The sequence below is a fragment of the Polyangium jinanense genome (genome assembly GCF_028435365.1).
Map to the genome: position 1 here is coordinate 59,786 of NZ_JAGTJJ010000009.1, position 24,542 is coordinate 84,327.

At 69.8% G+C, this 24,542-nt stretch carries 25 protein-coding genes; 9 read left to right on the plus strand and 16 right to left on the minus strand.

The annotated features are described in order from the left end of the window. Window positions 1-84: 84 nt before the first annotated feature. Both KEG57_RS19270 and KEG57_RS19275 read left to right on the plus strand, forming a co-directional pair. A complete protein-coding gene (locus KEG57_RS19270) occupies window positions 85-2,055 on the plus strand; it encodes an ATP-binding protein (protein WP_272422515.1) in 1,971 nt (656 codons plus the stop codon). Between the two features lie 40 nt (window positions 2,056-2,095). Further along, window positions 2,096-3,121, plus strand: a complete 1,026-nt coding sequence (locus KEG57_RS19275; protein ID WP_272422516.1) for a lysylphosphatidylglycerol synthase domain-containing protein — start codon at window positions 2,096-2,098, stop codon at window positions 3,119-3,121. On the opposite strand, the gene KEG57_RS19280 is transcribed toward KEG57_RS19275, so the two are convergent. Genes KEG57_RS19280 through KEG57_RS19295 form a run of 4 tightly spaced genes read right to left on the minus strand, consistent with a single transcriptional unit; the run spans window position 3,038 to window position 8,535 of the window. Beyond that, window positions 3,038-4,426: a DUF362 domain-containing protein gene (locus KEG57_RS19280; protein ID WP_272422517.1), complete on the minus strand. Its 1,389-nt coding sequence runs from the start codon at window positions 4,424-4,426 to the stop codon at window positions 3,038-3,040. The genes KEG57_RS19275 and KEG57_RS19280 overlap by 84 nt on opposite strands. Beyond that, complete coding sequence (locus KEG57_RS19285) at window positions 4,423-6,666, minus strand: glycosyltransferase (protein ID WP_272422518.1); 2,244 nt, start codon at window positions 6,664-6,666, stop codon at window positions 4,423-4,425. Before KEG57_RS19285 ends, KEG57_RS19280 begins: the two co-directional genes overlap by 4 nt. Window positions 6,667-6,714: 48 nt before the next feature. Continuing rightward, entirely contained in the window at window positions 6,715-7,764 is a 1,050-nt protein-coding gene (locus KEG57_RS19290) for an NAD-dependent epimerase/dehydratase family protein (RefSeq protein WP_272422519.1), read from the minus strand. Window positions 7,765-7,812: 48 nt separating this feature from the next. Continuing rightward, window positions 7,813-8,535, minus strand: a complete 723-nt coding sequence (locus KEG57_RS19295) for a hypothetical protein (RefSeq protein WP_272422520.1) — start codon at window positions 8,533-8,535, stop codon at window positions 7,813-7,815. A gap of 279 nt (window positions 8,536-8,814) precedes the next feature. Here KEG57_RS19295 and KEG57_RS19300 point away from each other — a divergent pair, with 279 nt between their 5' ends. Then, a complete protein-coding gene (locus KEG57_RS19300; protein ID WP_272422521.1) occupies window positions 8,815-9,435 on the plus strand; it encodes a hypothetical protein in 621 nt (206 codons plus the stop codon). 19 nt (window positions 9,436-9,454) lie between these two features. Here KEG57_RS19300 and KEG57_RS19305 read toward each other — a convergent pair whose 3' ends face one another. Beyond that, entirely contained in the window at window positions 9,455-10,075 is a 621-nt protein-coding gene (locus KEG57_RS19305; protein ID WP_272422523.1) for a hypothetical protein, read from the minus strand. Between the two features lie 127 nt (window positions 10,076-10,202). Between KEG57_RS19305 and KEG57_RS19310 the strand changes: the two genes are divergently transcribed. From KEG57_RS19310 to KEG57_RS19320, 3 genes are read left to right on the plus strand one after another with little or no spacing between them, the layout of a single operon-like run. Then, window positions 10,203-10,844, plus strand: a complete 642-nt coding sequence (locus KEG57_RS19310) for an O-methyltransferase (protein WP_272422524.1) — start codon at window positions 10,203-10,205, stop codon at window positions 10,842-10,844. Window positions 10,845-10,875: 31 nt separating this feature from the next. After that, entirely contained in the window at window positions 10,876-11,676 is an 801-nt protein-coding gene (locus KEG57_RS19315; RefSeq protein WP_272422525.1) for a type III pantothenate kinase, read from the plus strand. Beyond that, the gene (locus KEG57_RS19320; RefSeq protein WP_272422526.1) at window positions 11,673-12,656 is read left to right on the plus strand and encodes a FecCD family ABC transporter permease; all 984 of its coding nucleotides are present in this window, start codon (window positions 11,673-11,675) and stop codon (window positions 12,654-12,656) included. Before KEG57_RS19315 ends, KEG57_RS19320 begins: the two co-directional genes overlap by 4 nt. On the opposite strand, the gene KEG57_RS19325 is transcribed toward KEG57_RS19320, so the two are convergent. From KEG57_RS19325 to KEG57_RS19355, 7 genes are all read right to left on the minus strand, one after another. Continuing rightward, complete coding sequence (locus KEG57_RS19325; RefSeq protein ID WP_272422527.1) at window positions 12,653-13,327, minus strand: glutathione S-transferase family protein; 675 nt, start codon at window positions 13,325-13,327, stop codon at window positions 12,653-12,655. The two genes, KEG57_RS19320 and KEG57_RS19325, sit on opposite strands and share 4 nt — an antisense overlap. 49 nt (window positions 13,328-13,376) lie before the next feature. After that, window positions 13,377-14,309: a hypothetical protein gene (locus tag KEG57_RS19330; RefSeq protein WP_272422528.1), complete on the minus strand. Its 933-nt coding sequence runs from the start codon at window positions 14,307-14,309 to the stop codon at window positions 13,377-13,379. Beyond that, on the minus strand, window positions 14,309-16,279 hold the full coding sequence (locus KEG57_RS19335; RefSeq protein WP_272422529.1) for a cytochrome C peroxidase: 1,971 nt from the start codon (window positions 16,277-16,279) through the stop codon (window positions 14,309-14,311). The genes KEG57_RS19330 and KEG57_RS19335 overlap by 1 nt, the downstream gene beginning before the upstream one ends. 168 nt (window positions 16,280-16,447) lie before the next feature. Beyond that, window positions 16,448-16,846, minus strand: coding sequence for a (deoxy)nucleoside triphosphate pyrophosphohydrolase (locus KEG57_RS19340; protein WP_272422530.1), 399 nt, complete (start codon window positions 16,844-16,846; stop codon window positions 16,448-16,450). 61 nt (window positions 16,847-16,907) lie between these two features. Next, window positions 16,908-17,948: an FHA domain-containing protein gene (locus tag KEG57_RS55625; RefSeq protein ID WP_272422531.1), complete on the minus strand. Its 1,041-nt coding sequence runs from the start codon at window positions 17,946-17,948 to the stop codon at window positions 16,908-16,910. 158 nt (window positions 17,949-18,106) lie between these two features. Next, window positions 18,107-18,718: a Holliday junction branch migration protein RuvA gene (ruvA, locus tag KEG57_RS19350; protein WP_272422532.1), complete on the minus strand. Its 612-nt coding sequence runs from the start codon at window positions 18,716-18,718 to the stop codon at window positions 18,107-18,109. Then, complete coding sequence (locus KEG57_RS19355; RefSeq protein ID WP_272422533.1) at window positions 18,715-19,257, minus strand: hypothetical protein; 543 nt, start codon at window positions 19,255-19,257, stop codon at window positions 18,715-18,717. The genes ruvA and KEG57_RS19355 overlap by 4 nt, the downstream gene beginning before the upstream one ends. 98 nt (window positions 19,258-19,355) lie before the next feature. Between KEG57_RS19355 and KEG57_RS19360 the strand changes: the two genes are divergently transcribed. Next, window positions 19,356-19,832 (plus strand): coiled-coil domain-containing protein, encoded by a 477-nt coding sequence (locus KEG57_RS19360; RefSeq protein ID WP_272422534.1) that lies wholly within the window; start codon window positions 19,356-19,358, stop codon window positions 19,830-19,832. After that, window positions 19,829-21,145, plus strand: a complete 1,317-nt coding sequence (locus KEG57_RS19365; protein ID WP_272422535.1) for a LysM peptidoglycan-binding domain-containing protein — start codon at window positions 19,829-19,831, stop codon at window positions 21,143-21,145. Before KEG57_RS19360 ends, KEG57_RS19365 begins: the two co-directional genes overlap by 4 nt. Before the next feature lie 368 nt (window positions 21,146-21,513). Here KEG57_RS19365 and KEG57_RS19370 read toward each other — a convergent pair whose 3' ends face one another. Beyond that, complete coding sequence (locus KEG57_RS19370) at window positions 21,514-21,924, minus strand: hypothetical protein (RefSeq protein ID WP_272422536.1); 411 nt, start codon at window positions 21,922-21,924, stop codon at window positions 21,514-21,516. A gap of 69 nt (window positions 21,925-21,993) precedes the next feature. Here KEG57_RS19370 and KEG57_RS19375 point away from each other — a divergent pair, with 69 nt between their 5' ends. Further along, window positions 21,994-22,422 carry a hypothetical protein gene (locus KEG57_RS19375; RefSeq protein WP_272422537.1) on the plus strand — a complete coding sequence of 143 codons (429 nt, stop codon included), beginning with the start codon at window positions 21,994-21,996 and terminating at the stop codon, window positions 22,420-22,422. Between the two features lie 6 nt (window positions 22,423-22,428). Here the strand turns inward: KEG57_RS19375 and KEG57_RS19380 are convergent, their stop codons facing one another. Genes KEG57_RS19380 through KEG57_RS19390 form a run of 3 tightly spaced genes read right to left on the minus strand, consistent with a single transcriptional unit; the run spans window position 22,429 to window position 24,445 of the window. Then, window positions 22,429-22,833 (minus strand): hypothetical protein, encoded by a 405-nt coding sequence (locus KEG57_RS19380; protein WP_272422538.1) that lies wholly within the window; start codon window positions 22,831-22,833, stop codon window positions 22,429-22,431. Then, on the minus strand, window positions 22,830-23,333 hold the full coding sequence (locus KEG57_RS19385) for a hypothetical protein (protein WP_272422539.1): 504 nt from the start codon (window positions 23,331-23,333) through the stop codon (window positions 22,830-22,832). Before KEG57_RS19385 ends, KEG57_RS19380 begins: the two co-directional genes overlap by 4 nt. Beyond that, on the minus strand, window positions 23,330-24,445 hold the full coding sequence (locus tag KEG57_RS19390) for a radical SAM protein (protein ID WP_272422540.1): 1,116 nt from the start codon (window positions 24,443-24,445) through the stop codon (window positions 23,330-23,332). The genes KEG57_RS19385 and KEG57_RS19390 overlap by 4 nt, the downstream gene beginning before the upstream one ends. Window positions 24,446-24,542: the final 97 nt, after the last annotated feature.

Sequence of the window (24,542 nt, forward strand, 5' to 3'; positions counted from 1 at the left end):
GCGCCAAGGACGACGCTCGCTTTTGCGTCGCCCCTCATCCGCAGGCTCCCGCTACGACGACCGAGGTTTTATGGAGCGGCACGGATGCCGTCTCGTGTCGACTTCCTCCCGGGAACGTGGAAAGGCCCGCGGCACGGGACGAACTCACCCGCCGGCCTCTTCCTGGTGCTCGGCACGGTCGGTGGGACGGTCGTGCTGCGCGAGAGCCTCGCACCGCTGCTCGGCGCGTCCTCGCCCATGCTCGCGTTCGTCCTGCCGGTGACGATCTGCGCCGCGCTGGGCGGCTTCTGGCTCGGCATCCTCGCCACGATCTGCGCACTCGGCGCGGGTTACTTCTTTTTCATCGAGCCCGTCCACGCGCCCACGCTGACGAGCCCCGCCGACCTCGCCCGGATCGGACTCTTCACCTGCATCGGCGTCGCCATCAGCGCCGTGAGCGGCCGCATGCATCGCGAGGTCGCGCGCAGCCGCGAGGCCGAGCGCATCATCGCCGAGCGTGCCCAGGCAAGCGCGACGAACGCCCAGCATTTCCGCACCCTCGTCGCCTCCCGCACCCTCGGCGTCGCCACCTTCCGCGGCGACGCGATCGTCGATGCGAATCCCGCCTTCCTCGACCTTCTTGGTTGGAGCTCCCACGAATTCGCCGAGCTCGACGGCAAGCTCACGTGGAGCGAGCTCACGCCCTCCGAGCACCGCGGCGCCGACGACCTCGCCGCCCGGCAGCTCCGGACGGTGGGCTATTGCGCGCCTTACGAGAAGGAGTTCTTCCGGAAAGACGGCAGCCGCGTCCCGGCCTTGATCGGCGGCGCCGTCGTCCTCGGCCGCGACGGGCGCGACCTCACCGGCATGTTTTACGTCGTCGATCTCTCGCGCCTCCGCCGCGCCGAGCAGGCCCTACGCGAGAGCGAGGCCCGCCTCCGCCTCGCGCTCGACGCCGCGCGCGCGGGCTCGTGGGCCTGGGACGTGGCGACGAACCACCTCGTCTGGTCCGAGCGCAACTACGAGCTCTACGGCGTCGATCCGAGGTGCGTCGCGACCGTCGAACGATGGATCGAAGCCATCCACCCGGACGATCGCGCCCGCATCGTGGACGAGTCCGAGCGCATGCTCGCGAGCGGCGCCGAGCACTTCCGCCTCGAGCTCCGCGTCGCCCGCGGCGCGCACGGGATCCGCTGGATCGCCGCCCTCGGACAGGTCCACCGCGACGAACGAGGAAACGTCGTGCGCGCCGCGGGTTTGACCCTCGACATCACCGAACGCCGCAACATCGAGGAGAGCGAGCGCGCCGCGCGCGCCGAGGCCGAGCGCGTGAGCCACCTCAAGGACGAGTTCGTCGCGACGCTCTCGCACGAGCTCCGCACGCCGCTCACCTCCATCCTCGGCTGGGCCCAGGTCCTCTCGCGCTCGCCCCACGGCGGCGACAAACCCCATCGGGGCCTCGAGGTCATCGAGCGCAACGCCCGCGTCCTCTCGCAGATCGTCTCCGATCTCCTCGACGTCAGCCGCATCGTCACGGGCAAGATCCACCTCGACGTCGCGCCCTTTGATCTCGGCGCCGTCGTCGCCTCCGCGACCGAGACCGTGCGCCCCTCCGCCGAGCAGAAGGGCGTCGCGCTCGACGTCAGCGTCACGCCGATCGGCGAGCCCCTCCTCGGCGACGACGCTCGCATCGAGCAGCTCCTCTGGAACCTCCTCTCGAACGCGATCAAGTTCTCGCCGACGGGCGGCCGCGTCGAGGTCGTCGTGCGCCCGCAGCGGGGCCGCGCCGTCATCGTCGTCCGTGACTCCGGCCAGGGCATCGCGCCCGAGTTCTTGCCGCACCTCTTCGAGCGCTTCCGGCAGGAGGACGCCTCCTCGTCCCGGCGTTACGGCGGCCTCGGCCTCGGCCTCTCCATCGTCAAGCACATCACCGACCTTCATGGCGGCCGCGTGGTTGCCGAGAGCGCGGGCCCGGGCCGCGGCGCGACCTTCACCGTCGAGCTCCCGCTCGCCTCCGAGGGCCGCGTGATGGCCGCTCGCCTCGCCTCCCCCGAAGCCGTGCGGCGGGCCGGCTGATCGACCTGCTCCTCTGCCGAGATCTGGTAACGTCGCGCCGATGGCCGAAGCGCCTCCCCGCCCCGAAGGCGAGCACCCTCGATCCCTCGTACGCGCCGTCCTGCCGTTCGTCGTCTCGATCGCCCTCGTCGCGTTCGTCCTCGCGCGCCTCGATCTCAAGGCTTTCCAGGAGCAACTCGCGCGCGTCTCGGCGCCCTCGTTCCTCGCGTTCGCGGCCGTCTTCGTGGTCTCGCTTTGCGCCGCCGACAGCTTGGCGACCGTGCTCGTCTATCGCCGGTCCGTCGCGCCCATTCGATTTCGTGATTTTTTCATCCTCCGCGGCGCCTCTTACCTGCCTTCGCTCCTGAACCACCACGTCGGCCAGGCCTTCCTCACCGTCGCCCTTTCCCGCATCCACGGTGTCCCCCTCGCCCGCGTCGCCGGCGCCACGCTGCTCGTGTACGCCTCCTGGATGGGCTCGATCCTGGGCCTCTCGTGTGTCGCCATCGTCCTCGGCGACAAGCCCCTTCTTTGGCTCGCCGTGCCCCTCGGCGCGGGCTCTCTTTACCTCGCGCTCCTCGCGATTCGCCCGGCGCGCCTTTCCTCTCTTCGGGTCCTCGCGCCCCTCTTCGAGGCTGGCGTGCGAGGCCACCTCTGGGCCCTCTTCGCGCGCCTCCCGCACCTCGTCGTCCTTTTCGTCGGCACGTGGGTTCCGTTCTGGTTCTTCGACGTCCGCATTCCCCCGGCGCCCGCGTTTGCATTCATTCCCGTCCTGATGGTCGCGGTCACCTTGCCCATCACGCCGCAGGGGTTTGGCACGCGCGACGTCCTCGCGGCCACGCTGCTCGAACCCTTTGCCCCGTTCCCCACGCATGAAGAGCGCCTCGCGGCCATCGCGGCCTCGACCACCGCGTGGGGCGTGGCCATCACGCTGATCGAGATCGTCTTCGCGCTTTTGCTGCTCCGCTTCGTGACGCCGATTCCGACGACGACGAGCGCTCCGTTATCCGAGGCTGGGCCAGCTCCGGGGCGGCCGGAATTTCTTCCCGAAGGGCAGCCCGTCGCGCCGGACGATCCTCGCGGCTAGATCGGCCCGCGACACCATTCCCACAGCCTCCCGGATCATCGCCATCCGCGCCGGGTCGAACCCCATTTCCTCCGCGGCCGTCGCGTCCACGATCGCCGGATCGAACCCGCCCACGAGCGTCCCGGCAACCACCGGCGTCGCCCCGAGCGGCCCTTCCCCCTCCCCCGCCACGATCCCGTCCACGAGCGCGAGGTAACGACGCACGGGTTCGTCGTGCAAAACGCCGTCGCGATCCACGAAAAAGAGGATCCGGTTCAGATCCAGAATGGTTCGCCAGAGCGTATCGTTGCCCTCCCAGCTCCCGTCGATCACCTTCGACGGCGCCCCGAGGCGCGCGAGGCGCGCAACCAGCGAATGGTCGCCGGGCAGCGGGAAACGCGAGAGTTTGTCCTCGATCCGCTCCGCCAAACCTCGCGGCCGGTCGAACTCGTCGCCGCCCACGGAAGGGTCCCCGGCCGTGAAATGCGGGAGCCAGTATTTCTCGTTCGTGAATCCGATGACGCTCTTCAAGGCCAGCGTGACGCCGGTCTTTTTGTGCGTCTTCATCTTCGGCAGGTTGATCACCACGTCCGCGTCGAGCACCGTGCGCGGCAGGCTGTACTCGTGTTTCCCGCCCGTGTGGTGCGGGACCGGCGTCTCGTAATGGCTGCGGTGAAACCGGAGCCGCTCGCCCGGCGGAGCTTCGCTTCGCGCAAACGCGCTCCGATCGCCGAGATCCACGACCCGATACCCGCGCGGATCTCCCGGAAGCTTCGTGCGGACGAGCAGGCCGAGGTTGTACGAGAGGCCCCCGCGCCGCACGTCGTCGAGCGCGAAATACGGCGCGACCCGGAAATACCGCAGGTCCACGAAATCGACGTCCGCGCCGCCCCGACGCAGGTGATCGATCACCGCGAAGATCCCGAGCGGCCCCGCGACCTTCTCGATCTCGCAGCCCTCCACGGGCGAATCCACGACCCGCACGCAGCCCGCCGGCCCCGCGGCCCGGAGCGCATAATCGAGGACGGGCCGCAGAAGCGCGCCGTGCGTGCTCGAAGCCCACAGCTTTTCGCCCGTGATCTTCTCGTGGAGGTTTTTCGAGGAGACCAGGTTTGGCTTGACGATCACCCGATCGCCCGGCCGGATCAAATCGCCGAGCGGGTTCCATTCCGGCGTCCCGGCCCGCGCCGCGTCGAGCGCGAGCTCCCGGAAAAGCGCCTCCACCATGGCGTAGATCGGGTTCGGCGGATCGAACGGCGGCACGCCGCCCGCGGCGTACGTCGTCCCCGGGCGGGAGACGATCGCGACCGAGGACGCCTGTGTCATGCGCGATTCGCCTCGCGGTCCACGCTCGGCCGCACCGAAGCGGAACTGCGCTGGAAATCGATCCCGAGCTTGGAGACGGCCGCGACGCGCTTGCCCGTGCGCACCATCGCCACCTCGTCCACGAATTCGACCGAGATCCCGAGGTCCTCGCCGAGCACCTCGCGGAACTTCGCCAGCACCTCGTCGAGCACGTCGTCCGAATAACGCCCGCCCTTCACGACCCGGAACGTGATCGCCCCGAGCGCCTCCTGCACCACCTGGAACTGCTTGATCGCGTGATCGTACTCCTTCAGGTAATGCGCGAAGAACGTCCCCGGCACGAACCGCCCGTCCGTGCCCTGGATGATCGATTGCACGCGCCCTTCGATCGCCCCGATCCGCGGCGCGCCCCTCCCGCACGTGCACGGCGCGAGCGGATCCATGGCCTCCGCGAGGTCGCCGATTCGATACCGGATGAACGGCATGCACATGTTCGTGAGGTCGGTGATCACGACCTCGCCGATCTCCCCGGGTTTCGCCGGTTCGCCGCCCTTCAAGATCTCGACGATGTACCCCTCGGCGACCACGTGGTGCCCCGCGTGCGCCTCGCATTCGTAAGCGATGCCCGAAAACTCGCGGCTCCCGTATTTGTCGAACACCGCGCACCCGAACGCCTGCTCGATCACGCGCCGGCTCGGGAGCGGGAGCGTCTGCGCGCTCGACATCACGGCCCGCGGCCGCACCGAGAGATCTCCGTGCGCCCGCAGGTACCGCGCCAGGAAATCGAGCGCCTCGGCATACCCGTCGAGCAAGACGGGCTCCGCCTCCGCAATGGTACGGACCATCGCCGCGAGGTTCTTCTCGCTCATCTCGAAGACCGGCACGAACGTCCGATTCGAGAGAATCGCGTCCGCGCGCTCCTTCCGGATCTGGCTCTTCGACATGCCGATCGTCTGGTGCCAGAGCCGCACGCAAGGATCCCCGAAGCGATACCCCGTCCACTCCTGGGCCCGGAGCGTCGCCGCCCAGCGCGATTCGAGCTGCACGCGGTCGGCGTAACAGACGAACGGCTCGCCGGTGGATCCGCTCGTCGCGATGCGCAACACCTGCGATTTGTCGTGGTTCTCCGACATGATGTCGAAGTAGAGGTGCTTGCGGATGTCGGCCTTCGTGAGGAGCGGCAACTTGTGCAAATCCGCTTGCCCCCGCACGTCCTCGGGCCGGAGCCCGCGCTCCTGCATGCGGGCGCGGTAATACGGCACGTTGCGGTACGCATGCCGGACGAGGCGCCGGAGTTTTTCGTCCTGGAGCTCCCGCGTCTCCGCGACGCCGAGCCATTGCGTCTTGCAGAGCGTCTCGTAGTAATGCTCGACGTCCCGCGTGATCATCCAGTGCGTGCTGTCGAACGCCGCGAGATACGAGCGCCAGCGCATTTCCTGCACGGGCGTGCGCGGCGGCGTGCGATCCGCGACCGGATGGCGCCGCAAGAACTGGTGCGCGGCGTCCGGCGGCGGGCGGCTCACGCGGTACTCCCACGCCGCCTTTCCGATGTCGACGAGCGAGAGCACGCTCGCCCGCACGGCCGTCTTTTCGAGGAAGCTCGTCCCCTGCCGCCGCTGCTCGAAGATCGTCTCGATCTCCCTGTACGAATACCCCTTCGCGTGCGCGGCGACCATGATGAACGATTGCCAGTAAAAATAGGTCCCGCGGTACGTGAGCAGGTCGAGCATCACCTCGCGGGCGCACATGACGAACCCGCTCTTGTTGTCCGAGAGCTCCATCCCGAACACGCCGTTGAGCAGGTGATTGAGCCCGCGGCTCAGGTGATATCGCTGGTCCTTGCGACGCCCGACCGCGCTGCGGAAGCCCTGCACCACGTCGACGCTGTGGTCGTAGAGCGCGCGCCGCAGCCGCAGGAGATCCTCCGGCTGGTACTGCAGATCCGCGTCGATCGTCGCGACGAGCTTGCCCCGCGACGCACCCACGCCCGTTCGCCACGCCGCCGCGATGCCCCGGTTCTCCGGGTGAAAGCAGCCCACGATCCGGCCCTCGGACGCGGCCGAGAGCTCGCGGATTACCGCCGCCGTGCCGTCCTTCGAGCCGTCGTCGACGAGCACGAGCTCCCCGACGAGCCCGCCGACCTCGAAGACACGAAGCACGCGCGCCGCGAGCTCGCGCAGGTTGAGCTCCTCGTTCAGGCACGGGACGATGACGCTGAGCTCGATCGGCGATTCGGGAACGGGGTGCGCTTGTTCGGTCATCGGAGAGCAGATCCTCGGCCTTCGGGAACGCGAAATGCGCCGCGCAGTCTACTCCACGACGCTGCCCGGGGAAGCCGCGCGGGAGGCTTGTTGATACGCGGGCGCCTTGCCCGCGAGTTCCGCGGCGTACCGGCTGATCCCTTCGAGCGCGCGCATGCGTGGCGTCCAGCCGAGCTCGCGCACCGCCTTCGACGCGTCGTACACGACGTCGCGCGAGAGGAGCTTCACCACGAAGGGCGTGAGCGGCGGCGTCTCTTTTCGGCCTGCCAGCGAGAAGACCGCCGCGAGCGACTTCGCCGCCGCCATCGCCGCCGGATACGGGAGCGAGAGGCGCGGCAGAGGTAGCTCGGCCGCGCGCGCGATCGCCTCGAACACCTCGCGCACGCTCGGCGGACGCGCGTCGACCTCGTCCATCACGTTGAACGCCTCGCCGCCGAGATCTCGCCGCTCCGCGGCCCGCAGGACGACGTCGACCACGTGATCGACCCACACGACGTTCAGCGGCGCGCGCCCGCCGTCGACGAGGAGCATCATCCGCTTGCGTAAGGTCGCGAGCGCGCGTGGCAGGAAGTTCCGATCGTGAGGGCCGTAGATCATGGGCGGACGCACCGCGATCACCGAGAGCCCGAGCGCGCTCCCCCGCTCGTGCGCGAGCCGCTCGGCATGCGTCTTCGTGTCCTCGTAGGGCAAACCGCTCGTGCGCGTCGGCCATGCCTCGGTCACGCGCCCGTGGTCGGGCCTGCCGTACACGGCCACCGACGAGACATGCACCACGTGCGGCACGCGCGCCTCCGCGGCGGCCTCGATCACCGCGCGTGTCCCGCCCACGTTCACGCGCTCCATCTCGGCCGCGTCCGTCGGCTCGCCGACCATGGCAGCCGCGTGCACGACCACGTCCGCGCCGTGCAGCACGTCCGCGAGCGCTCGCCGATCCGCGATGTCTCCGCCCACGACACGCACGCCGATTCGCGACAGCGCGCGCGCGTCGAGGCGCGCCGGATCCCGCACGAGCCCCGTCACCTCGTGCCCTGCTTCCCGAGCGATCTCGCAGAGCCTTCGCCCGACGCCGCTCGTGACGCCCGTCGCCGCGATCTTCATGGCGCCGAGGGTGGCACGCGTCTCCGCGGCCTTCCAGCCGCAGCGCGGCTAGTGCCGCGATGGACGCGTCGTCGGAGCGGGCACGCTCGACGTCCGCTCGGTGCGCGGGGGCTCGCCCACTTCGGAAGGCCTGCGCGGCGGATCACCGACCTCCGAGGCCCGACGCGGCGGATCACCGACCTCCGAGGCCCGACGCGGCGGATCACCGACCTCCGAGGGCCGACGCGGCGGATCACCGACCTCCGAGGGCCTGCGCGGAGGCTCCTGCGAAGACCGGAAAGGCGTGGCCGTCGGCAACGACGAGATGCGATCGCTCCGGTGCGACTCGAGCGCCTGTGGCCTGCGCGGCGCGAGGCTCACGGGCGGCGCTTCGCCGCGCACGCTCTGGCCGCGCAGGTACTCGAGCGCCTCGGCTTCGTCGTGAAAAACCTCGGCGCCCGCGCCGTCCTCGCGCAGGTGACGCTTGACCTGCAGCGCGCCGACCGCCGTCTTCACGATGATCGCGGCGCCGCGAAACCCTCGAAAGAGCCGGGGCCGAAAGCGCCGCATGGTCTCCTCGAACTGCGGATCGTTGCGCCGCGGCCCCTCGCGGAGATCCACGAGCAGCTTCTTCCGATCGCGCCCGATCTCGTCGAACGCAGCGATCACCGCCTCGAGGTCCTGCTCCATCATCCAGGTGTCGGGGTAATCCCGCGGCGTCCTGCGCATGATGAGGATGTGCCCCGAGCCATCCGTCTCCACGAGGTGATACGGCGTCTCGAGCTCGATCATCGCCGTCCAGCATAAACCGTTTTCGGGCGGTGAGCTTGCCTTCCGTGGTAGCGTCCGCCTGCCGAAATGGCGCCTTCACGCCCTTCGCGAGGACCTATGCGACCCATCAAAAACGTGCTCGGCGTGGCCTTCGCGGCCGCCGCGACCCTGACCTCGATCCTCGGCACGACGCGCGACGCGCGGGCCTGAGGCGTCGCGCCGGCCGTCGGTCCGACGGGCATCCCCTCCTGCAGCGAAGACCTCGACGCGCCCCTTCCACGGAGCTTGCCGGGCGCGCCCGTGGTCAAGCCACGCCCGCGGCTCTACCGCGTCGGCGCGACGGTGGGTTCCGCCTGGACAAACCTCGTCTTCGCAGGGAAGTACGACGTCGCCATCGATCGGCGCGCGGCCGTCGCCACGTTCGAGCGCAGGCTCGGCGCCAGGTGGACGCTGCAGCTCGGCGCGGGCGGCATCCTCTGGGGCAGCCTGCGCGAGGGCGCGCGACGCTACGACTTCGGCCCCGGCTGGTCCGCCTCCGTCGCCACGTCCTACCGCCTGCTCGACGGCCGTGATCGCTTTCCCTTCGTGATCCTCGGCGCCTCGCTCGCCTTCGCGGGCGCGGAGACCCGCGAGGCGCGCCGCGACGCGCCCGCCGTGCCGTACTACGCCGGCGATCTCCGCCTCAGCGCGGTCGCGGGAAAGACGTTCTACGACGTGCTCAGCCCCTACGCCGTCGCCCGCGTGTTCGGCGGCCCGATCTTCTGGCAGGTCGACGGCGAGGATCGACAGGGGACCGATCGCTACAAGTTCCAGCTCGGCCTCGGCCTCGTGGCCACGTTGCCGATCGGTCTCGACGTCTTCGCGGAGATCATCCCGCTCGGCGAGCGGAGCGTGACGAGCGGCGCGGGTTTTTCTTTCTAGAACCGCCCGCGCCGGTGCTCTAGCCGCAGGTGCAGGTGAAGGGATCGACGCACTCGAGGTTCTGGAACGCGCAGTCGAAGACGCACGCGAAGGGGTTGCACGCGACGCCGCCGTCACCCGTGCTGCCACCCGAGCACGTGCCGCCCATGCAGGTCTGACCGGCCGCGCAATCCGCGTCCGAGCAACACTGCGACTGGCAGACGCACGCGAACCCGTTCTTCACGTACCCCGAGTTGCAGCTCACGTCGCAGAGCCCCGTCGCGTTGCAGATCGCGGCGCCGTTCTGCACCGCCGGGCACGGCGTGCACGTCGTCGACGTGAAGCACCCCGTCGCGGGCGTGTTGCCCGCGCAAACACCGGCGCAGGCATGCTCCATCGCCCCGCACATTTGCCCGCCCGAGCTCGTGCTGCTCGACGAGCTGCTGCTCGACGCGCTGCTGCTCGACGCGCTGCTACTCGACGAGCTGCTGCTGCTCGACGCGCCGCCCATGCCGCTGGGACCGCTCGAGCCGCCTTCGCCGCCTTCGCCGCCTTCGCCGCCTTCGCCGAACCCTGGCTGGGTCGCGGTCGCGCAACCGCTGCCGAGCCACGCCCCGAACCCGAGCGCCACCACAACCAAGCCAAGCCGCTTCGTGCTCACGACGAACCTCCGCCGCGATGTTCACCCGTTTTTCCCGCGAGTGGAAGCTTCACCGACGATGACGTCGTGGTACGGCGTGGTAGACGAACCTCGCCGCGCACGTCGATGCGACGGCCGTGGAGGACCCATGACGCCCATCATTTCGCCCGAGCTGGACGATTACATCGAATCGCATACCCGCCCCCGTCCGCCGCTCTTCGACGAGCTGCGCGAGGCCACGTACGCCTCGATGACGTCGCCGCAGATGCAGGTCGGCCGCGTCGAGGGCACGTTCTTGAAGACGCTCTGCGCGCTCGTCGCGGCGCGTCGCGTGCTCGAGATCGGCACATTCACCGGCTTCTCCGCGCTCTGCATGGCCGAGGCGTTGCCCGACGACGGCGAGCTACTCACGCTCGACATCGACCCCGAGGCGACGCGGATCGCCCGCTCGTTCTTCGATCGCAGCCCGCACGGAAAGAAGATCCGCATCCTGCTCGGCAACGCCCTCGAGACCCTACGCACCTTGCCGCCGGGCAGCCCCTTCGACCTCGTCTTCATCGACGCCGACAAGGAGCGCTACGTCGATTATTACGAGGCCGTTCTTCCGCTCGTCCGCACGGGAGGCCTCATCGTCGGGGACAACACGCTCTGGAGCGGCAACGTCCTCTCGCCGAAGGCTCCCTCCGACCACGGCATCTGCCGCTTCAACGACGTGGTCAACGCCGATCCGCGCGTCGAGAACGTCCTGCTCTCCATCCGCGACGGCATGATGCTCGCGCGGAAGCTCTGACCCACCCCGCGGAAGTGGTAAAGGTTCTCCCATGCTGCTCGTCGTCGACGTGGGCAACACGAACATCTCGTTTGGCGTGTTCGAGGGGACGAAACTCCTTCACCACGTGCGCTCCGAGAGCGCGCGCAGCCGCACGGCCGACGAGTATGCGGTGCTCGTCCGGCAGATGCTCGCGCTGCGCGGCGTCGATCCCGACCTCATCGATCACGCCATCATCGCGAGCGTCGTCCCGACCCTGACCGACACGATGATCGAGCTCGTGCGCCGCGCCTTCCGCCGCGAGCCGTTTGTCGTCGGCCCCGGCATCAAGACGGGCATGGCCATCCTGTACGAGAACCCGCGCGAGGTCGGCGCTGATCGCATCGTGAACGCCGTCGCCGCCTACGAGTGGGCGAAGGGCCCCGTCATCGTCGTCGACTTCGGCACGGCCACGACGTTCGACTGCGTGACGCCGAAGGGCGAGTACCTCGGCGGCGTGATCACGCCCGGCGTGCAGATCAGCGCCGAGGCGCTCTTCTCCCGCGCCGCGCGCCTCTCCCGCGTGGAGATCACCTTGCCCCCCAAGGTCGTCGGGCGAAACCCGGTGCACAGCATGCAATCGGGCATCGTGTACGGCTACGCGGGCCTCGTGGACGGCCTGTGCAAGCGCCTCGTGGCCGAGCTCGGCTACACGTGCCGCATTGTCGCCACGGGTGGCCTCGCGCGGCTCATCGCGCCGCTCACCGAGTCCATCGAGGAGGTCGACGACAACCTCACGCTCACGGGCCTGCGCCTGCTCTACGAGCGCAACGCGCAGGAGCCGCGCGCGTCCGCGAGGGCCGAAGGCGCTTGATCCGCCGTCCGATCCTGCCTGCCGCCGCGCTCCTCGTCCTCGTCACCGCCCTCGCGCTCGCCTTCGGCACCGAGCCGATCTCCCTCTCGAACGCCCTCGCCGAGCCCGGCCTCGCACGCACGATCCTGCTCGACGTGCGCATGCCGCGCGTCGCGCTCGCTGCCATGGCCGGCGCCGGCCTCGGCGTCGTCGGGGCCGCGTTCCAGGCGCTCCTGCGAAACCCGCTCGCCGAGCCGTACGTGCTCGGCGTCTCGGGTGGCGCCGCGCTCGGCGCGACGACCGCCATCGCGCTCGGCCTCGGCGCGACCACACTCCTCGGCGCCGCGCTGATTCCCGCCGCCTCGCTCCTCGGCGGCCTCGTCGCCACGTCGCTCGTCTACGCCGTCGCGCGTGGCATGCGCGGCGGCGCCTCGGGCACGGCGATCCTGCTCGCCGGCGTGATGGTCAACTCCATGGCCGCCGCGCTCATCACCTTCCTGAAGGCGCTCGTCCCGCCGTCACGCGCGCAGCAGCTCTTGCGCTGGCTCGTCGGCTTCGTGGACCTGCCGCACGTCTCGTCGCTGCTCGCGGCCCTCGTGTACGTGGGCGTCGGGTGCTTCGTGCTCCTGCTCGACGCGGGGCGCCTCAACGTCCTCGTGCTCGGTGACGAGACGGCCGGCACACTCGGCGTCGACGTGCGCGCGCTCGAGCGACGCACCTTCATCGCGTCCTCGTGTGTCGTCGGCGCGATCGTCAGCTTGACGGGCCTCATCGGCTTCGTGGGCCTCGTCGTCCCGCACGCCGTGCGCCGGCTCATCGGTCCCGATCAGCGCCGCGTGCTGCCCGTCTCGCTGCTCTCGGGTGCGACGATGCTCATCGGCTGCGACCTCGTCGCGCGCCTCTCGTTCCGCTCGCTCGGCACCGAGCCGCCGGTCGGCGCGGTGACGGCGCTGATCGGCGGCCCAGCATTCCTCGTGCTCCTGCGTCGCTCGGGCGGTTAACCCTGCATCACCCGCGCGAACGCCGGCCGCGCGATGCACCGCGCGACCCACGCGTTCACGTTCGGGAACGGGCTCACGTCGATGCCGAAGCGCCCCAGGAAGGGGATCGCCGGCGCGATGGAGATGTCGACGAACGAGAACGTGTTGCCCACGAGGTATTCCTTGCCCTCGAGTGCCTCGTTCAGGATCGCAAGATGCGACGCGAGATCCTTCTTCGCGGCCTCGGCGGCCTTCGGGCTCCGCTCATCCTCGGGGAAACGATCCAAGCTGTTGCGAAGGTACCGCTGCAGCGCCTCGCCGAACGTCACCGCGCCCCACGCCATCCACTTGAAGGCCTCGGCGCGATCGGGATTCGGCGGCGGGAAGAGGCCCTTGTCCGCGCCGAAACGCTCGCCGAGATAAAGCAGGATCGCGAGCCCTTCGAAGATCGGCCGGCCCTCGGCGACGAGCAGCGGCACCTTGCCGTTCGGGTTGAGCGCGAGGTACTCGGGCTTTTTCTGATCACCGGCCGCGAGGTCGAGCTTGAACTTCTCGTACGGAATGCCGAGCTCCTCGAGCGCCCAATGCACCCGCGACGCGCTCGTCATGGGCGCGTAATAGAACTTGAGATCCATCGCGATCGACCTTCCTCCCTGGGCGCGCATGGCGCCGCCGCCGAGCGTGTCCGACACGGCCGCGCGCGGCAAGGGGGGTTCGGGAAGGCTTTTTGGAGAGGGGTTCTTACTCTTCGGCGGGCTCGGCGATGGGCACCTCGAAGTCCTCGCCCATGTCGACGGTGCTCGCGCTCGCCGTGATGCCTTCGTCGTCCTCGGCCCAGCCCACGGACACGCTGAGGAGCGGCTCACGGTCGCGCTTCGTGCGGCTCATGCTCACGCTCACCTGGACCACGCGCATCATCATGTCGGCCGGGAGCGCCTGGCTCTGCGGCATGACGAATTGCGGATGGAACAACGGCGCGGGCCTGCGCGGCGAGGGCGCGCGGTTCGTCCGGATGCGCCCGGCGGCGACGATCATCGCGCCGTTCTTCGCGGCCCCGTCGAGCCCGATGCGGAGGTGCCCGCACTGCGTGAACCCGATCTGGCCGCGCGGATCCACGTACCCGATCCTCTCCTGCGAAGGCATCACGACCTGGAGCTCGCTGCCCTTGCGAAACCCGTACACCGTGTAGCTCGCGGGCCCCTTCGCGAGCGTGGTGAGCGACACGCGTGTCGTCACCACTTGCCGGATGCTCGACGTTCGCGCGTCGAGCCAGGCGTCGACGATCTCGAGCTCCGCCTCGCCTGGCTTGCGCTCGACGAGACGCTCGACACGCATCGGGAGCACGGCGCCCACGCGGATGCTCGTCTGCGCGACGCCCGAGGGCGCCACACCCGGCGGAATCGCGCCCACCGCCACGCAACGGCCGCCGTCGGCGACCACGGTCGCGAACGACTGCTGCACCCTCATCGCGTTCTCGTCGACGCGCACGCTGTCGATGCGCTCGCCCGCGGGAATCGCGTCCGGCGCGTCCTTCGGATGCAGCATCTCCGGCACGCGCGCCTCGGGCACCGACGAGAAGCTCGGCGACCCCGCGGCCTCGGCCGGCGCGCCCGCCACGAGCGCGAGCGACGCCGCCGCGATCGCCACACACGAGCTCTTTGCGAGGCCGCGCATCACAGGCTCCTCATGTAGGCCTCGAGCGCGTCGAGCTCGTCCTTCGAGAGGTGCTTCGTGTGGCCCATCTTGCCGTCGGCATCGACCAGGAGCGAACGCAAGGTCGCGTAACGGCCGTCGTGGAAGTACGGCGCCGTGCCGCCGACGAAGCGCAGCGAGGGCGTGTCGAACGTGGCCGCGACGTCGGCATCGGCGCGGCTCGAAACGTCGTGCGCCGTGTGATCGGTCCACGCGCCCTCGTCGCGATGACAGGTCCCGCAGCCCGTCTGCGCCGAGTGGAAGACCGCCTTGCCGCGCTGAACGAGCACGTCGTTCGAGTCGTTCCGCGTCTCGGCCTGCGGAGGCCGCAGGCTCGTGGCGAAGGCGATCAGCGCGTCGATCTCGCGCCGCGCGAGCCCCGCGCCGCCGAGCCGACCGAACGTTTCCGAAAGGTGCGCCTCGACGCTGTCGCCGCGGCCCGTCCATCCATACGGCGCCGTCTTCGCCAGCCTGCCCGCGAGCATCGGCGTTTGTCGCGGCCCCTCCGGCGTCGCCCACGTCAGCGCGTCGTCACGCCCATCGGGATGGCAGCTCGCGCAGGCGCGGCCGTCGTTCGAGATGCGCGCATCTCCGCTTGCGTGAAAGAGCTTCCGGCCGAGCTCGAGATCGGCCGTCGCCGCCGTCTGCGCCTTGCGTGAGAGTCCGACGCGCATGATGGCAGGCGCGTCCGCCTGGTTTGCCGCATCCTTCGCGCCGAGCGGCGCAACCTGGAGGGTGCGATCGAACTGCGACCACACGACGAGCCGCCGGCCCTCCGGATCCACCGCGAGCCCCGTCGGCCCCGCGGCGACCGCGAAGCGACGCCGCTCGGCCCGCTGCGGATCGGCCGCCGCCGCGTCGTACTCGATGACCGTGTCGATGCCGAGGCACGAGACGAAGAGCGAGCGCGATGCCGGATCGATCGCCGCGGCCCGCGGGAGCAGACACGCAGGACGAGGCCGCACCATGCCCACCATCTGCCGCACGTCCGGCTTCACGTTCACCGACTCGCCGATCGGCTGCTCGGTGTCCTCGTCGACGACCGCGACCGACGCGACCTCCGGCGGGTTCATCCCGCCGCTGCCGTATCCCTCCGAGCGCTCCTCGGCGCGCCCCGGATCCACGAGCACCTGCGGCGCGAAGATGCGGCCCGAAAGATCCGTCGACTTCGCGAGCGCGAAGCCCTGGCACGCGCGCCGCTCGATCTCCTCGCCGCCGCCGAAGAGGGTGACCTTCCGCCGGAACCCGCCCTCCTCGATCCCGCCCACGTCCACCGGTCGCACGCGCTTGTCCGCGAGATCGACCACGCTCATCCGCGAGCCCACGACGTGCGCGACGAACGCCTTCTTGCCGTCGTCCGAGATCACCAGCGACCGAGGCTCGCGCGGCAGCGGCACCTCGTACGCGCGTCCCATGCTCGCCACGTCATACGCCGTGAGCGCCGCGCCCCAGGCGCTCGTCACGAGCAGCGTCCCATCGTCGAGCGTCGTCGCGAGCGCGACCGGCTCGACCGGCGTGGGCACCGTGCAAAGCGATGCGAGCGGCTGCGAAGGATCCGCCTCGGGCTCGAGCACCTCGACCGCCGCCTTGTCCCGGAGCGCCACCACGACGCGACCATCGGCCGCCACGAGAAGCTGCGACGGCGTCCCTCCGAGCTGCGTCGTCCCGAGCTCCTTCCCCGTCGCGACGTCGACCGTGTGGATGTTGCCGTCATCCTCGTCGGCGACGTACGCGATCGTCTTGTCTCCGGCCTTCGCCAGCGCGACCACGCCGCCCTGCCGCGCGCCGGCGAGCGGCTTCGCGCCTACGCCCGGGCGCACGCGCCCGCAGCTCCTCTCCCCGACGCCCGGCGCCTTTGCTTCGGCGCCTCCTCGTCCCGTGCTCCCACACCCCGCCGCGAGACCCGCCGTCGCCGCAGCAACCAGACCGATGACCGCAACGCTCTTTCGCATGGCGCCTCAACCTCCGCGGGAGACACTCACATTCCCAGCCGGACGCCGGCGCCCGCGGAGGGACTATGGACGAGCGGCCCGGTCTTTTGATTTACGCATCGCGAAAAAAAGCTGCGCGGAGGGTGTTCCCCAGGCGTCGCGAGCCGCGCAGCAGCCTGGGGGACACCCTCAGCCCATGCCGAGCAGCTTGTTCATGCTGGCTTCGTCGGCGGGCGTGAACGGGTGCTGATCGAACTCGGCGCTCGTGACCCACTTGAACGCATTCACCGCGAGCGGCGCGGGCGCGCCCGAGGTGATGCGGCACTCGTAGAGGTAGAGGTCCACGACGTACCGCTCGTACGGATGGCTCACGAAGGAGATGAGCTGCCCCGGCTCGACCTCGACCCCGAGCCGATGGCGGACCTCACGCTTGAGCGCCTCCGCGTCCGTCTCCGAGTCCTCCACGCGCCCGCCGGGGAACTCCCACAGCAAGGGCAACGAGGCCGTCGGACGGCGCTGCGTGATGAGGTAACGCCCTTCGTGCTCGATGACGGCAGCAACAACGCGAATCGTGCGCGGCGGTTCCATGGCCGACATTCTCCCCCGCCGGGACGAGCGGCGCCAGAAGCCGCTCGCCCGGAGAACCGTCTCAGAACTGAATGTTGATCCGGAAGAGCTGCTGGCCCATCAGGAGGACGTCCCCGTCGACGAGATCCACCTCCGACGAGATCCGGGTGAACGTGCCGTTGGAGCTGCCGAGATCCGTGACGAAGAGCTGGCCCCGCTCGTAGCTGATGCGGCAGTGCAGACCCGAGACGTAACCGTCCTCGGGGAAAAGCACGTCCCCACGCTCGCGGCCGAGGTGCAGGCCAGTCTCCGGGATCGGGAACGAGTTGCCCGTCGCGTCCCGGCCGATGATGAGCGCGATGCGACCCACGTAGCCCTTCGACGGGCTGCCGAGTCGCTCCACGCCGTCGGCCGTCGCCGGCATCGCCGAGAGCGCCTCGAAGCGGACGATCTCCTGGCCGATGCGGAACACGTCGCCGATCATCACGGCGATCGGCTCGTCACGGCGCAGCTTGCGGTAGACGCCGTTCAGCGAGCTCTCGTCGCGCACCGAGAGCTTGCCGTTCTTCGACACGAACGTGGCGTGCCGCGGCGAGAGGTAGTTGTCGCCGGCGAAGATCGCCCCGACATCACGGCCGATCGTGAACGTCGCCGACGGGAGCGTGTACGAGCCCGCCTCCGAGCCGTCCGCACGAAGCGCCGTCAAGACGACCGTCATCGCGCTCGAGTTCGGGGCCACGGGCGGCGCCGCGGGCGAGGCCATCGCCGGCACGCTGCCGGGCTTCGGCAGCGTCAGCTTCGCGCCGCACGACGCACAGAATCGGTTCGTCTGCGCATTCGTGTGCCCGCAGTCCTTGCACACCACCGGCCCCACGGACGGCGTGGCCTGCGCTGCGATCGGCGGATGCACGGCCGCGGGCGTCGGCGGGAATTGCGCCACCGCGCCCTTCACGCCCATGTCGTCCGTCACGGCTCCGGGGCGAACGGCGGGGATGCCCTGTGGGGGCGTCCCGCCCGCCGCGAACTTCTTCGGAGACGCGTCCCGCGGCAGCTCGGATCCGCAGCCGAGGCAGAACTTGTAGTGGTCCTGGTTCTCCTTGTTGCACTTGGGACAGGTAATCACGCCGCCTCCTCGGGCATTGCCGACACCGGCCCAACCGGACCGCGGCGCCGAGCATATTCGGGCCTATTTTTTTTGTCGAGGCTTCTCACGCGGCGTCGCGGCGCGCCGCTCGTACGTCGCGCCGAGGGGGCGCGTCGTCGTTCGTCCCGGAGAACGATTTACTTGGAGGAAAGGAGCGCGAGCGCCTCGCGCACGAGATCCCCGAGCGGCTCGGTCTGCACGCGTGCTCCGAGCGCCGTCACCGCACGCTCGGCCTCGGCCGGCCGGAAACCCATCCGCGTGAGCGCGCCGTGCAAGAGCTCCGCTTTGCCCTCGGGCGCGACGGGCGCCTTCGCCTCGGTGCCCTTCGCGACGACCGGCGCCGCCGCGAGCTTGCCCTTGAGCTCCAGGATGAGCCGCTCCGCAGTCTTCTTGCCGACCCCGGGCACGGCCACGAGCCGCGACGCCTCGCCGCGCGCGATCGCCGCCGCGAGCTCACCCGCCGGCAGCGCGCCGAGGATCGACATCGCGATCTTCGGTCCGATGCTGGAGACGCCGATCAGCGAGCGAAACGCCGCGCGATCGTCGAGCGTCGGGAAGCCGTAGAGGGCGAAGGTATCTTCCCGGACGTGCGTGTGCACATAGAGGGTGACCACGCCGTCACCCTCCCGCGACGCACGTCCAAGCGCGCCGAGCGGCACCGTGACCTCGTAGCCGACCCCTCCGACGTCGATGACGACGACGCCCTCGGCCGAGTCCTCGACGATGCGGCCCGAAAGCCTGCCGATCAATCCTTCTTCGCTCCCTGCGCGATCCAGCGACGAACCGTGTCGCGCGCCGTCTGCGGCAGAAGGTCGCCCGTGAGCGGCATCGTGCCGCCGCACGCCGCGTCGCAGACGACGGCGCTGCACGTGAGCGTGCCGTCCATCTTGTGCATGAGGAAGCTCGTCTCGGGGCTGTTCGGCTCGACGATCTTCATCCCCGTCGCCTTCGTGGCGGCGACGCCGACGTTCTGCGCGAAGATCGCGTCGATCTCCGCCTGGGTCGGGGCCGTCCCGCTGTTCGCCGGGCCGAGGTAAGGCTGACCGGGCTGACCGGCGACGGCGCCGTGACACGACGCGCCGCCGAGGCCGCAGGAGTTGCGGAAGATCGGGAGCACGTCACCGGAGAACGTCACCGCGGGGGCCGCCTTGTCGAACGATCCATAGTCGTAGCAAGTATCGTCCGCGGTTCCTTCGTCGGAGCAACCTGCCACGCCGAAGGCGAGCGCAGCGAGGGAGGCAAGAGCAGCAATCGTCAAGGATACGAGTTTGTTCGAGCGCTTCGACATGGCCCCGACCCTACCAGAATTCCGCGCCGAGACAGCTAGGGAGATAGGCCGCTCATCGCTTGGCCCACGCACGCCTTGGGCACTACCATCGGTGCGGCATGCGGTCCCTCTGCGCCCTCGCCTTCGTCCTCTTCGCATCCGGCTGCGCCGGTGGGGGGCAAGACGCCCTCCGCAAGGAGATCGAGGCGCTGCGCCAGGAGGTGGGACGCGTCCGTGCAGACAACAACATCCTTTCAGCCCGGGTCGAGACGCTCGAGCTCGCGAACGCCAAGCTTTCCGCGCGAAATCAGGCGCCCGCGAGCACCCCGAAGAGCGCCGAGGACGATCGACCCGCGCTCGACGTCGTGCACCTCGCGCCGACCCCCGAAGGCGGTACGGCAGCGTCGCTCGCGCCAATCGCTGCAGCACAAAACGATGACGACCCGGGCGCATCGAACGAGCCCGACGACGCGCCTCGCCCGGTCCTGCGCTCCACGACCCGGGGCGAGGTGATCACGCAATCCGCAGCTCCCGCGCCGGCGAGCCCCGCGAAGGGCAAGCGCCCCCTCCCGAGCCCCCCGAGAACGGCACCATGAAGGACACACGCGCCCTCGCCCCCGCCCTCGTCCTCCTCTCCGTCGCAGCCGCGGGCCACGCAGGCGCACAGGAGGGTTCCGAAGCCGCGCCCGCGCCGGGCAACGGTCCGCAGGTCACGGTCGTGCAGGTGCCGCAGGCAGCGCCGCCACAGACGCAGGTCGTCGTGCCAGGCTACCCGCAGCCGGGCTTCAATCCCGACGCGCATCTGCCTTCGAGCTCGCGCTCGTCGTCCGACACGTCGCGCTCCGCAGACGGCTTCGATCTGCTGCCCGATCCGGCGTCGAGCGAGACCGTGCGCGGCACGGCAAACGGCGGCTTCGTGCTCGAAGGGCAACACGTGCCGGAGATCCACAGCGTGCGCAACGGCGACACGCTCTGGGACATCTCGAGCCGCTACTACAAGAACCCCTACAGCTGGCCGCGTCTCTGGGCGCAGAACCCGCAGATCCAGAACCCGCACTGGATCTACCCCGGTGATCAAGTGCGGCTGCGCGACGCCAGCGACGTCGGCCTGCCAGCCATGCAGCGCATCGCCTCCGGCCGGCGCAAGGTCGCGCCGCAGACGATCTTCCTGCGCGACACAGGCTGGCTCGACGACAAGAAGGACGACGTCTGGGGCGAGATCAACGGGAGCCCCGCAGACAAGATGCTGCTCAGCGCAGGCGACGACGTGTACGTCAAGCTCGACGAGAACCACGAGGTCGCCGTCGGCCAGCTCCTCACGATCTTCCGACCGCTCGTGACGAGCGGCGACGCCGCGCAGAAGGGCCAGCTCGTCTCGATCCGCGGCACGCTGCGCGTCGACCGGATCAACACGCAGACGCGCATGATCCGCGGCCGCGTGGTCGAGTCCCTCGACACCGTGGAGCGAGGCGCAAAGGTCGGTCCCGTCGACCGAAGTTTTGTGGTCATCCCGCCCGTGACGAGCGCCGACGACATCGAGGCGAAGATCGTGGCAGCGCTCTATCCGCACGCGTTCTACGGGCAGAACCAGATCGTGTTCCTCGACAAGGGCGAAAAGGAAGGCGTGAAGCCAGGCATGCGCTTCTTCGCGTTGCGCCGCGGCGATCGCTGGCGCCACACGCTGCGCGGCGCAGGCAAGTTCGCAACCGTGCGTCCCGTCATCGAGGACGATCGTCCCGCAAAAACGGAAGACTTCGCCCCACCCGGCGACGAGAACCTCTTCCCCGACGAGACATACGCCGAGCTGCGCGTAGTCAAGGTCCGCGAACACACGGCAACGGCGCTCGTGACAGCCTCGTCGCACGAGATCGAGCGCGGCTCGTTCGTGACGGCACGCAAGGGGTATTAGGGCGCGCGCGGGGCGTTGCCCCGCACCCCAGCAGGGGGCTATCCGCCCCCTGCACCCCGGACCAGGCACGGCCTGGACCGAGGGCGGAGAAACTGCGCGATGCGCAGTTTCTCCGACGGGCCCGTGGCAAGACCACGAGCGGCGTTCCAGCCGAGGCGGCAGCGCTGCCTCAGCCTCGAGCAGACACGTCGGTGCTGCGGCTTTGACGGGCAAGGTCGTTGCCGGTCTTGCCTCGGCCTGTTCGATGAACTGCGCGATGCGCAGTTCATCGACCCCGGGTCCAGCGCTTGCGCTGGTCCGGGTCCAGGGGTGGACAACCCCTGGTCGGGTCCGGGGTGAAACCCCGGCGCTACGCTGCCGAACCCCCTCTAAGGCGCGCCCGGTCCACCGAGCCAGACCGGAACGAACTGCGGCGAGGCAAGCGCCAAAATGCATGCGGCGGCTGCGAGCACGGCCCCGCCGTGGAGGAGCGCGAGGGCGGCCCGCGTCAGGCCTTTCGGCTGCGTTTGTCCGACGGAGCTCGCTGCCGCCAACGCGTTGGCGAGGGGAATGGTGAACGCGAGCCAGAGGAGTGGCGACGTCGTTTCGCCCGGGGACTTCGGCGTCACGAGGGCGGCGACGAGCAGGTAGGCCGAGAAAAGGTAGATGGTCGGGCTTTTGATGCGCTGCGCCGCGAGGTGCGCGCGGCCCTGGCGTGCGCCATGCACGCCTCGGAACACGGCCACGAGGACCGCGGCGAGGAGCCAAACGACGCAGAGGAGCCAGGCGAGGGGGTACATCGCGTCCGCGCGGAAGATTCCGCCATACCACGAACCAACCGTACGGCTGTCGTGGTAAACAAAGAAACCATGAAGCGTGCGGCCCTTCCGCTCGGTCTCGCTCTCCTTGCTCTCTACACGATCATGCCCTTGGGCTGTGGCGGGACGACGCCTGAGCCCAAAGGCCCCGACATCGGCGTCGTCGACGCGACTGTGGTCGTCGAGACGTGTCCGGATTCGAAGACCATGAACGCGAAGGCTGCGCACGCCGCGATCCAGAAGCTCGTCGAGAAGTGCAGCACGGTCCCCAACGGCAACGCGCACTTCTCGACCACGCTCATGCCGGGCGGTCGGATCATGCTCGCGTCTCCCTCTGGCAATCCGGACGACGGCGTCGTGCCCACGTGCGTGCTCTCGAATCAGCTCACGCACCGCGTGTATCTGAGGCAGCCGTGCAAGTTCGACGTCAAGCTCGAAGAACGCAAGGTCCAGCAGCAAGCCTCTGCTTCGGAGGAGTGAACCGCGTCAGCGCGGGCAGTACCACGAAGGCAGCGGCCACGGGTTCGGCGTCTGCGTCATGAGCGCCCAGCCGAAGTAGACGAAGTCCACGAGCAGTACGAGCCCACCCGCGCGCGCGACGGCCATCACCGCGCTCGGCCGCGACAGCCAGCGCGCACGCTGCGCGAGCACGTACACCGCTGCGCCTGCGGCGAGCGCGAAGACGAGCCCCACCGCCGTTCGCCCGTACCAGTCCATCCCGAGTCCCGCGGGCCGCGACGCGAAGACGAACCTTCGTTCGAGCGGCAAGTACCAGGGCACGGGCGACTTGCGCGCTGCGCTCACGAGGAACGCGAGCCCGTACGCGAGCCGCGCCGCGAGGAACGCGAGGAAGAGTCGCGCCGAGGGCGAAGGCGACTTCGTCTCGCTCATCCGATCCCCCGCACCGACGCGACGAGGATGCCGAGTGTCACGTTCAGCCACACCACGCCGCACACGATGAAACTCATCACCGCGTAGATACGCACGAGCCAGCGCTCCTCCGACGGCCGGAGCGTGAACGCGAGCGCGCCGAGCCCGAGCGCCACGACGAGCGTGAGCGAGGCGTAGACTTCTTTGACGTCGAACAATCCGGCGTAGAGCGGCGCGTACCGATCGAGGTAGATGCCGCGCACGTGGTAGCGGTACGTCGGGTAGAGCAGCGCGCCCACGGCGAAGGTGAAGACGTACGCGACGGCGACGACCTTCGCCCAGGTCTTCTCGGTCGCGACGCGGATGAACCGCTCGCGCAGGTAGTGGCGCATCGTGAGCGCGTGGTGCGTCGAGGCGCCGACGAGAACGATGCTGCCCGCGGCATGCAGCACCATGAGCAGGCGCCGCGCTCCGTAGAGGAACACGGCCTCCGTCTCGGGAGGCGCGCAAGGGTCGATCACGTTGAAGCCTCGGTTCGTCGCACGCGCGGACACTCGGGGTCGGGGCGGAAGGTGTTCGTCGCGTGGCGCGAGACGACCTGGCAACCGCCGCGACAGACGGGGAAGAGCTTGCACGAGGCGCAGGGCTCGGGCGGCGCTGCGTGATACGCGCGGAAGCGCTCGATCTCCTCGTTCGACGAAGGCGAGAAGCTGCACGGCGCGGCGCGCCCCGCGACGTCGAGCCCGCCGAGGTGCCTGCCGGCCTCGCAGCCGAAGACGCCGAGCGAAGCGAGCATGTCGGCCGCCCGAGGTTCTTCTGTGAGCGCCTCCGAGAGCAGCGGCACGAGCGCACAATCGATCCGCACCGAGAGGCGCCGCCGGTGAACGATCGCCGTGATGGCAGGCCAGAGCGCCTCTCGCTGCGCTGCCCCGAGTCGTGCCTCGAAGTAGCCGATCCCTGCCGCGCGTCCCTGCGGCTTGTACCGCAAGAGCTGGAGCTCCCCTGCCCCGAGATCGGCGACACGTTCGGCCGTGGCATCGAGATGCTCGAACGATCGCCGCGTGAGCACGAGGTTCACACCGACGGGGATCCCGACGCGCGCGAGGATTTCGATCGCCCGCTCGGCGACGCGCGCGCCGTCGAACCCGCGCACGGCCGCATACGCGCCGCCCACGCCGTCGTGGCTCACGTTGATCTGCGCGAACGCCCGGAGCTCCTTCGCGCGCTCCTCTCGCAACCCGAACCCACTCGTCGTCATCACGGGCACGAGCCCGAGCGAACGCGCGTAGGCCGCGAGCTCGCCGAGGTCCTCGCGAAGCAGCGGCTCGCCGCCGCCGAAGGCCACGGTCGAAGCGCCGAGCTCGGCCGCGGTGGTGAGCCTTCCGCGAAGCTCTTCCAGGGAAGGCTCCGCGCCGTCGGGCCGCGCGTCGAGGTAGCAGTCTGCGCACGGCGCGTGGCAACGCGCGTTCACCGCGAGATGCACTTCGAGCGGGCGCGGCGGCGCGGACGCGTCTGCGGGGTGCCCCGAGGGAACGCCGAGCCGCGCCGCGAGCGCGTGATCGACGGCGACGAGGGTTCGATCATCGAGACGAACCCACGCGCCGAAGGGCTCGGGGCGGGACCAGGGGGGCATGGGGATGGAGCGGTCTAGTGCGGACGGGCGCGGGCGTCACGGGGACGGACGAGCGGGGGCGTGCGCTTGACGGGGAAAGCGGGGTGCTCGAACCTTC

Excerpts from the sequence above, each read along its gene's own strand:
- KEG57_RS19270 (WP_272422515.1), top strand. The coding sequence starts at position 85 with ATGCCGTCTCGTGTCGACTTCCTCCCGGGAACGTGGAAAGGCCCGCGG.
- KEG57_RS19275 (WP_272422516.1), top strand. The coding sequence starts at position 2,096 with ATGGCCGAAGCGCCTCCCCGCCCCGAAGGCGAGCACCCTCGATCCCTC.
- KEG57_RS19280 (WP_272422517.1), bottom strand. The coding sequence starts at position 4,426 with ATGACACAGGCGTCCTCGGTCGCGATCGTCTCCCGCCCGGGGACGACG.
- KEG57_RS19285 (WP_272422518.1), bottom strand. The coding sequence starts at position 6,666 with ATGACCGAACAAGCGCACCCCGTTCCCGAATCGCCGATCGAGCTCAGC.
- KEG57_RS19290 (WP_272422519.1), bottom strand. The coding sequence starts at position 7,764 with ATGAAGATCGCGGCGACGGGCGTCACGAGCGGCGTCGGGCGAAGGCTC.
- KEG57_RS19295 (WP_272422520.1), bottom strand. The coding sequence starts at position 8,535 with ATGATCGAGCTCGAGACGCCGTATCACCTCGTGGAGACGGATGGCTCG.
- KEG57_RS19310 (WP_272422524.1), top strand. The coding sequence starts at position 10,203 with ATGACGCCCATCATTTCGCCCGAGCTGGACGATTACATCGAATCGCAT.
- KEG57_RS19315 (WP_272422525.1), top strand. The coding sequence starts at position 10,876 with ATGCTGCTCGTCGTCGACGTGGGCAACACGAACATCTCGTTTGGCGTG.
- KEG57_RS19330 (WP_272422528.1), bottom strand. The coding sequence starts at position 14,309 with ATGCGCGGCCTCGCAAAGAGCTCGTGTGTGGCGATCGCGGCGGCGTCG.
- KEG57_RS19335 (WP_272422529.1), bottom strand. The coding sequence starts at position 16,279 with ATGCGAAAGAGCGTTGCGGTCATCGGTCTGGTTGCTGCGGCGACGGCG.
- KEG57_RS19340 (WP_272422530.1), bottom strand. The coding sequence starts at position 16,846 with ATGGAACCGCCGCGCACGATTCGCGTTGTTGCTGCCGTCATCGAGCAC.
- KEG57_RS19355 (WP_272422533.1), bottom strand. The coding sequence starts at position 19,257 with ATGTCGAAGCGCTCGAACAAACTCGTATCCTTGACGATTGCTGCTCTT.
- KEG57_RS19360 (WP_272422534.1), top strand. The coding sequence starts at position 19,356 with ATGCGGTCCCTCTGCGCCCTCGCCTTCGTCCTCTTCGCATCCGGCTGC.
- KEG57_RS19365 (WP_272422535.1), top strand. The coding sequence starts at position 19,829 with ATGAAGGACACACGCGCCCTCGCCCCCGCCCTCGTCCTCCTCTCCGTC.
- KEG57_RS19370 (WP_272422536.1), bottom strand. The coding sequence starts at position 21,924 with ATGTACCCCCTCGCCTGGCTCCTCTGCGTCGTTTGGCTCCTCGCCGCG.
- KEG57_RS19375 (WP_272422537.1), top strand. The coding sequence starts at position 21,994 with ATGAAGCGTGCGGCCCTTCCGCTCGGTCTCGCTCTCCTTGCTCTCTAC.
- KEG57_RS19380 (WP_272422538.1), bottom strand. The coding sequence starts at position 22,833 with ATGAGCGAGACGAAGTCGCCTTCGCCCTCGGCGCGACTCTTCCTCGCG.
- KEG57_RS19390 (WP_272422540.1), bottom strand. The coding sequence starts at position 24,445 with ATGCCCCCCTGGTCCCGCCCCGAGCCCTTCGGCGCGTGGGTTCGTCTC.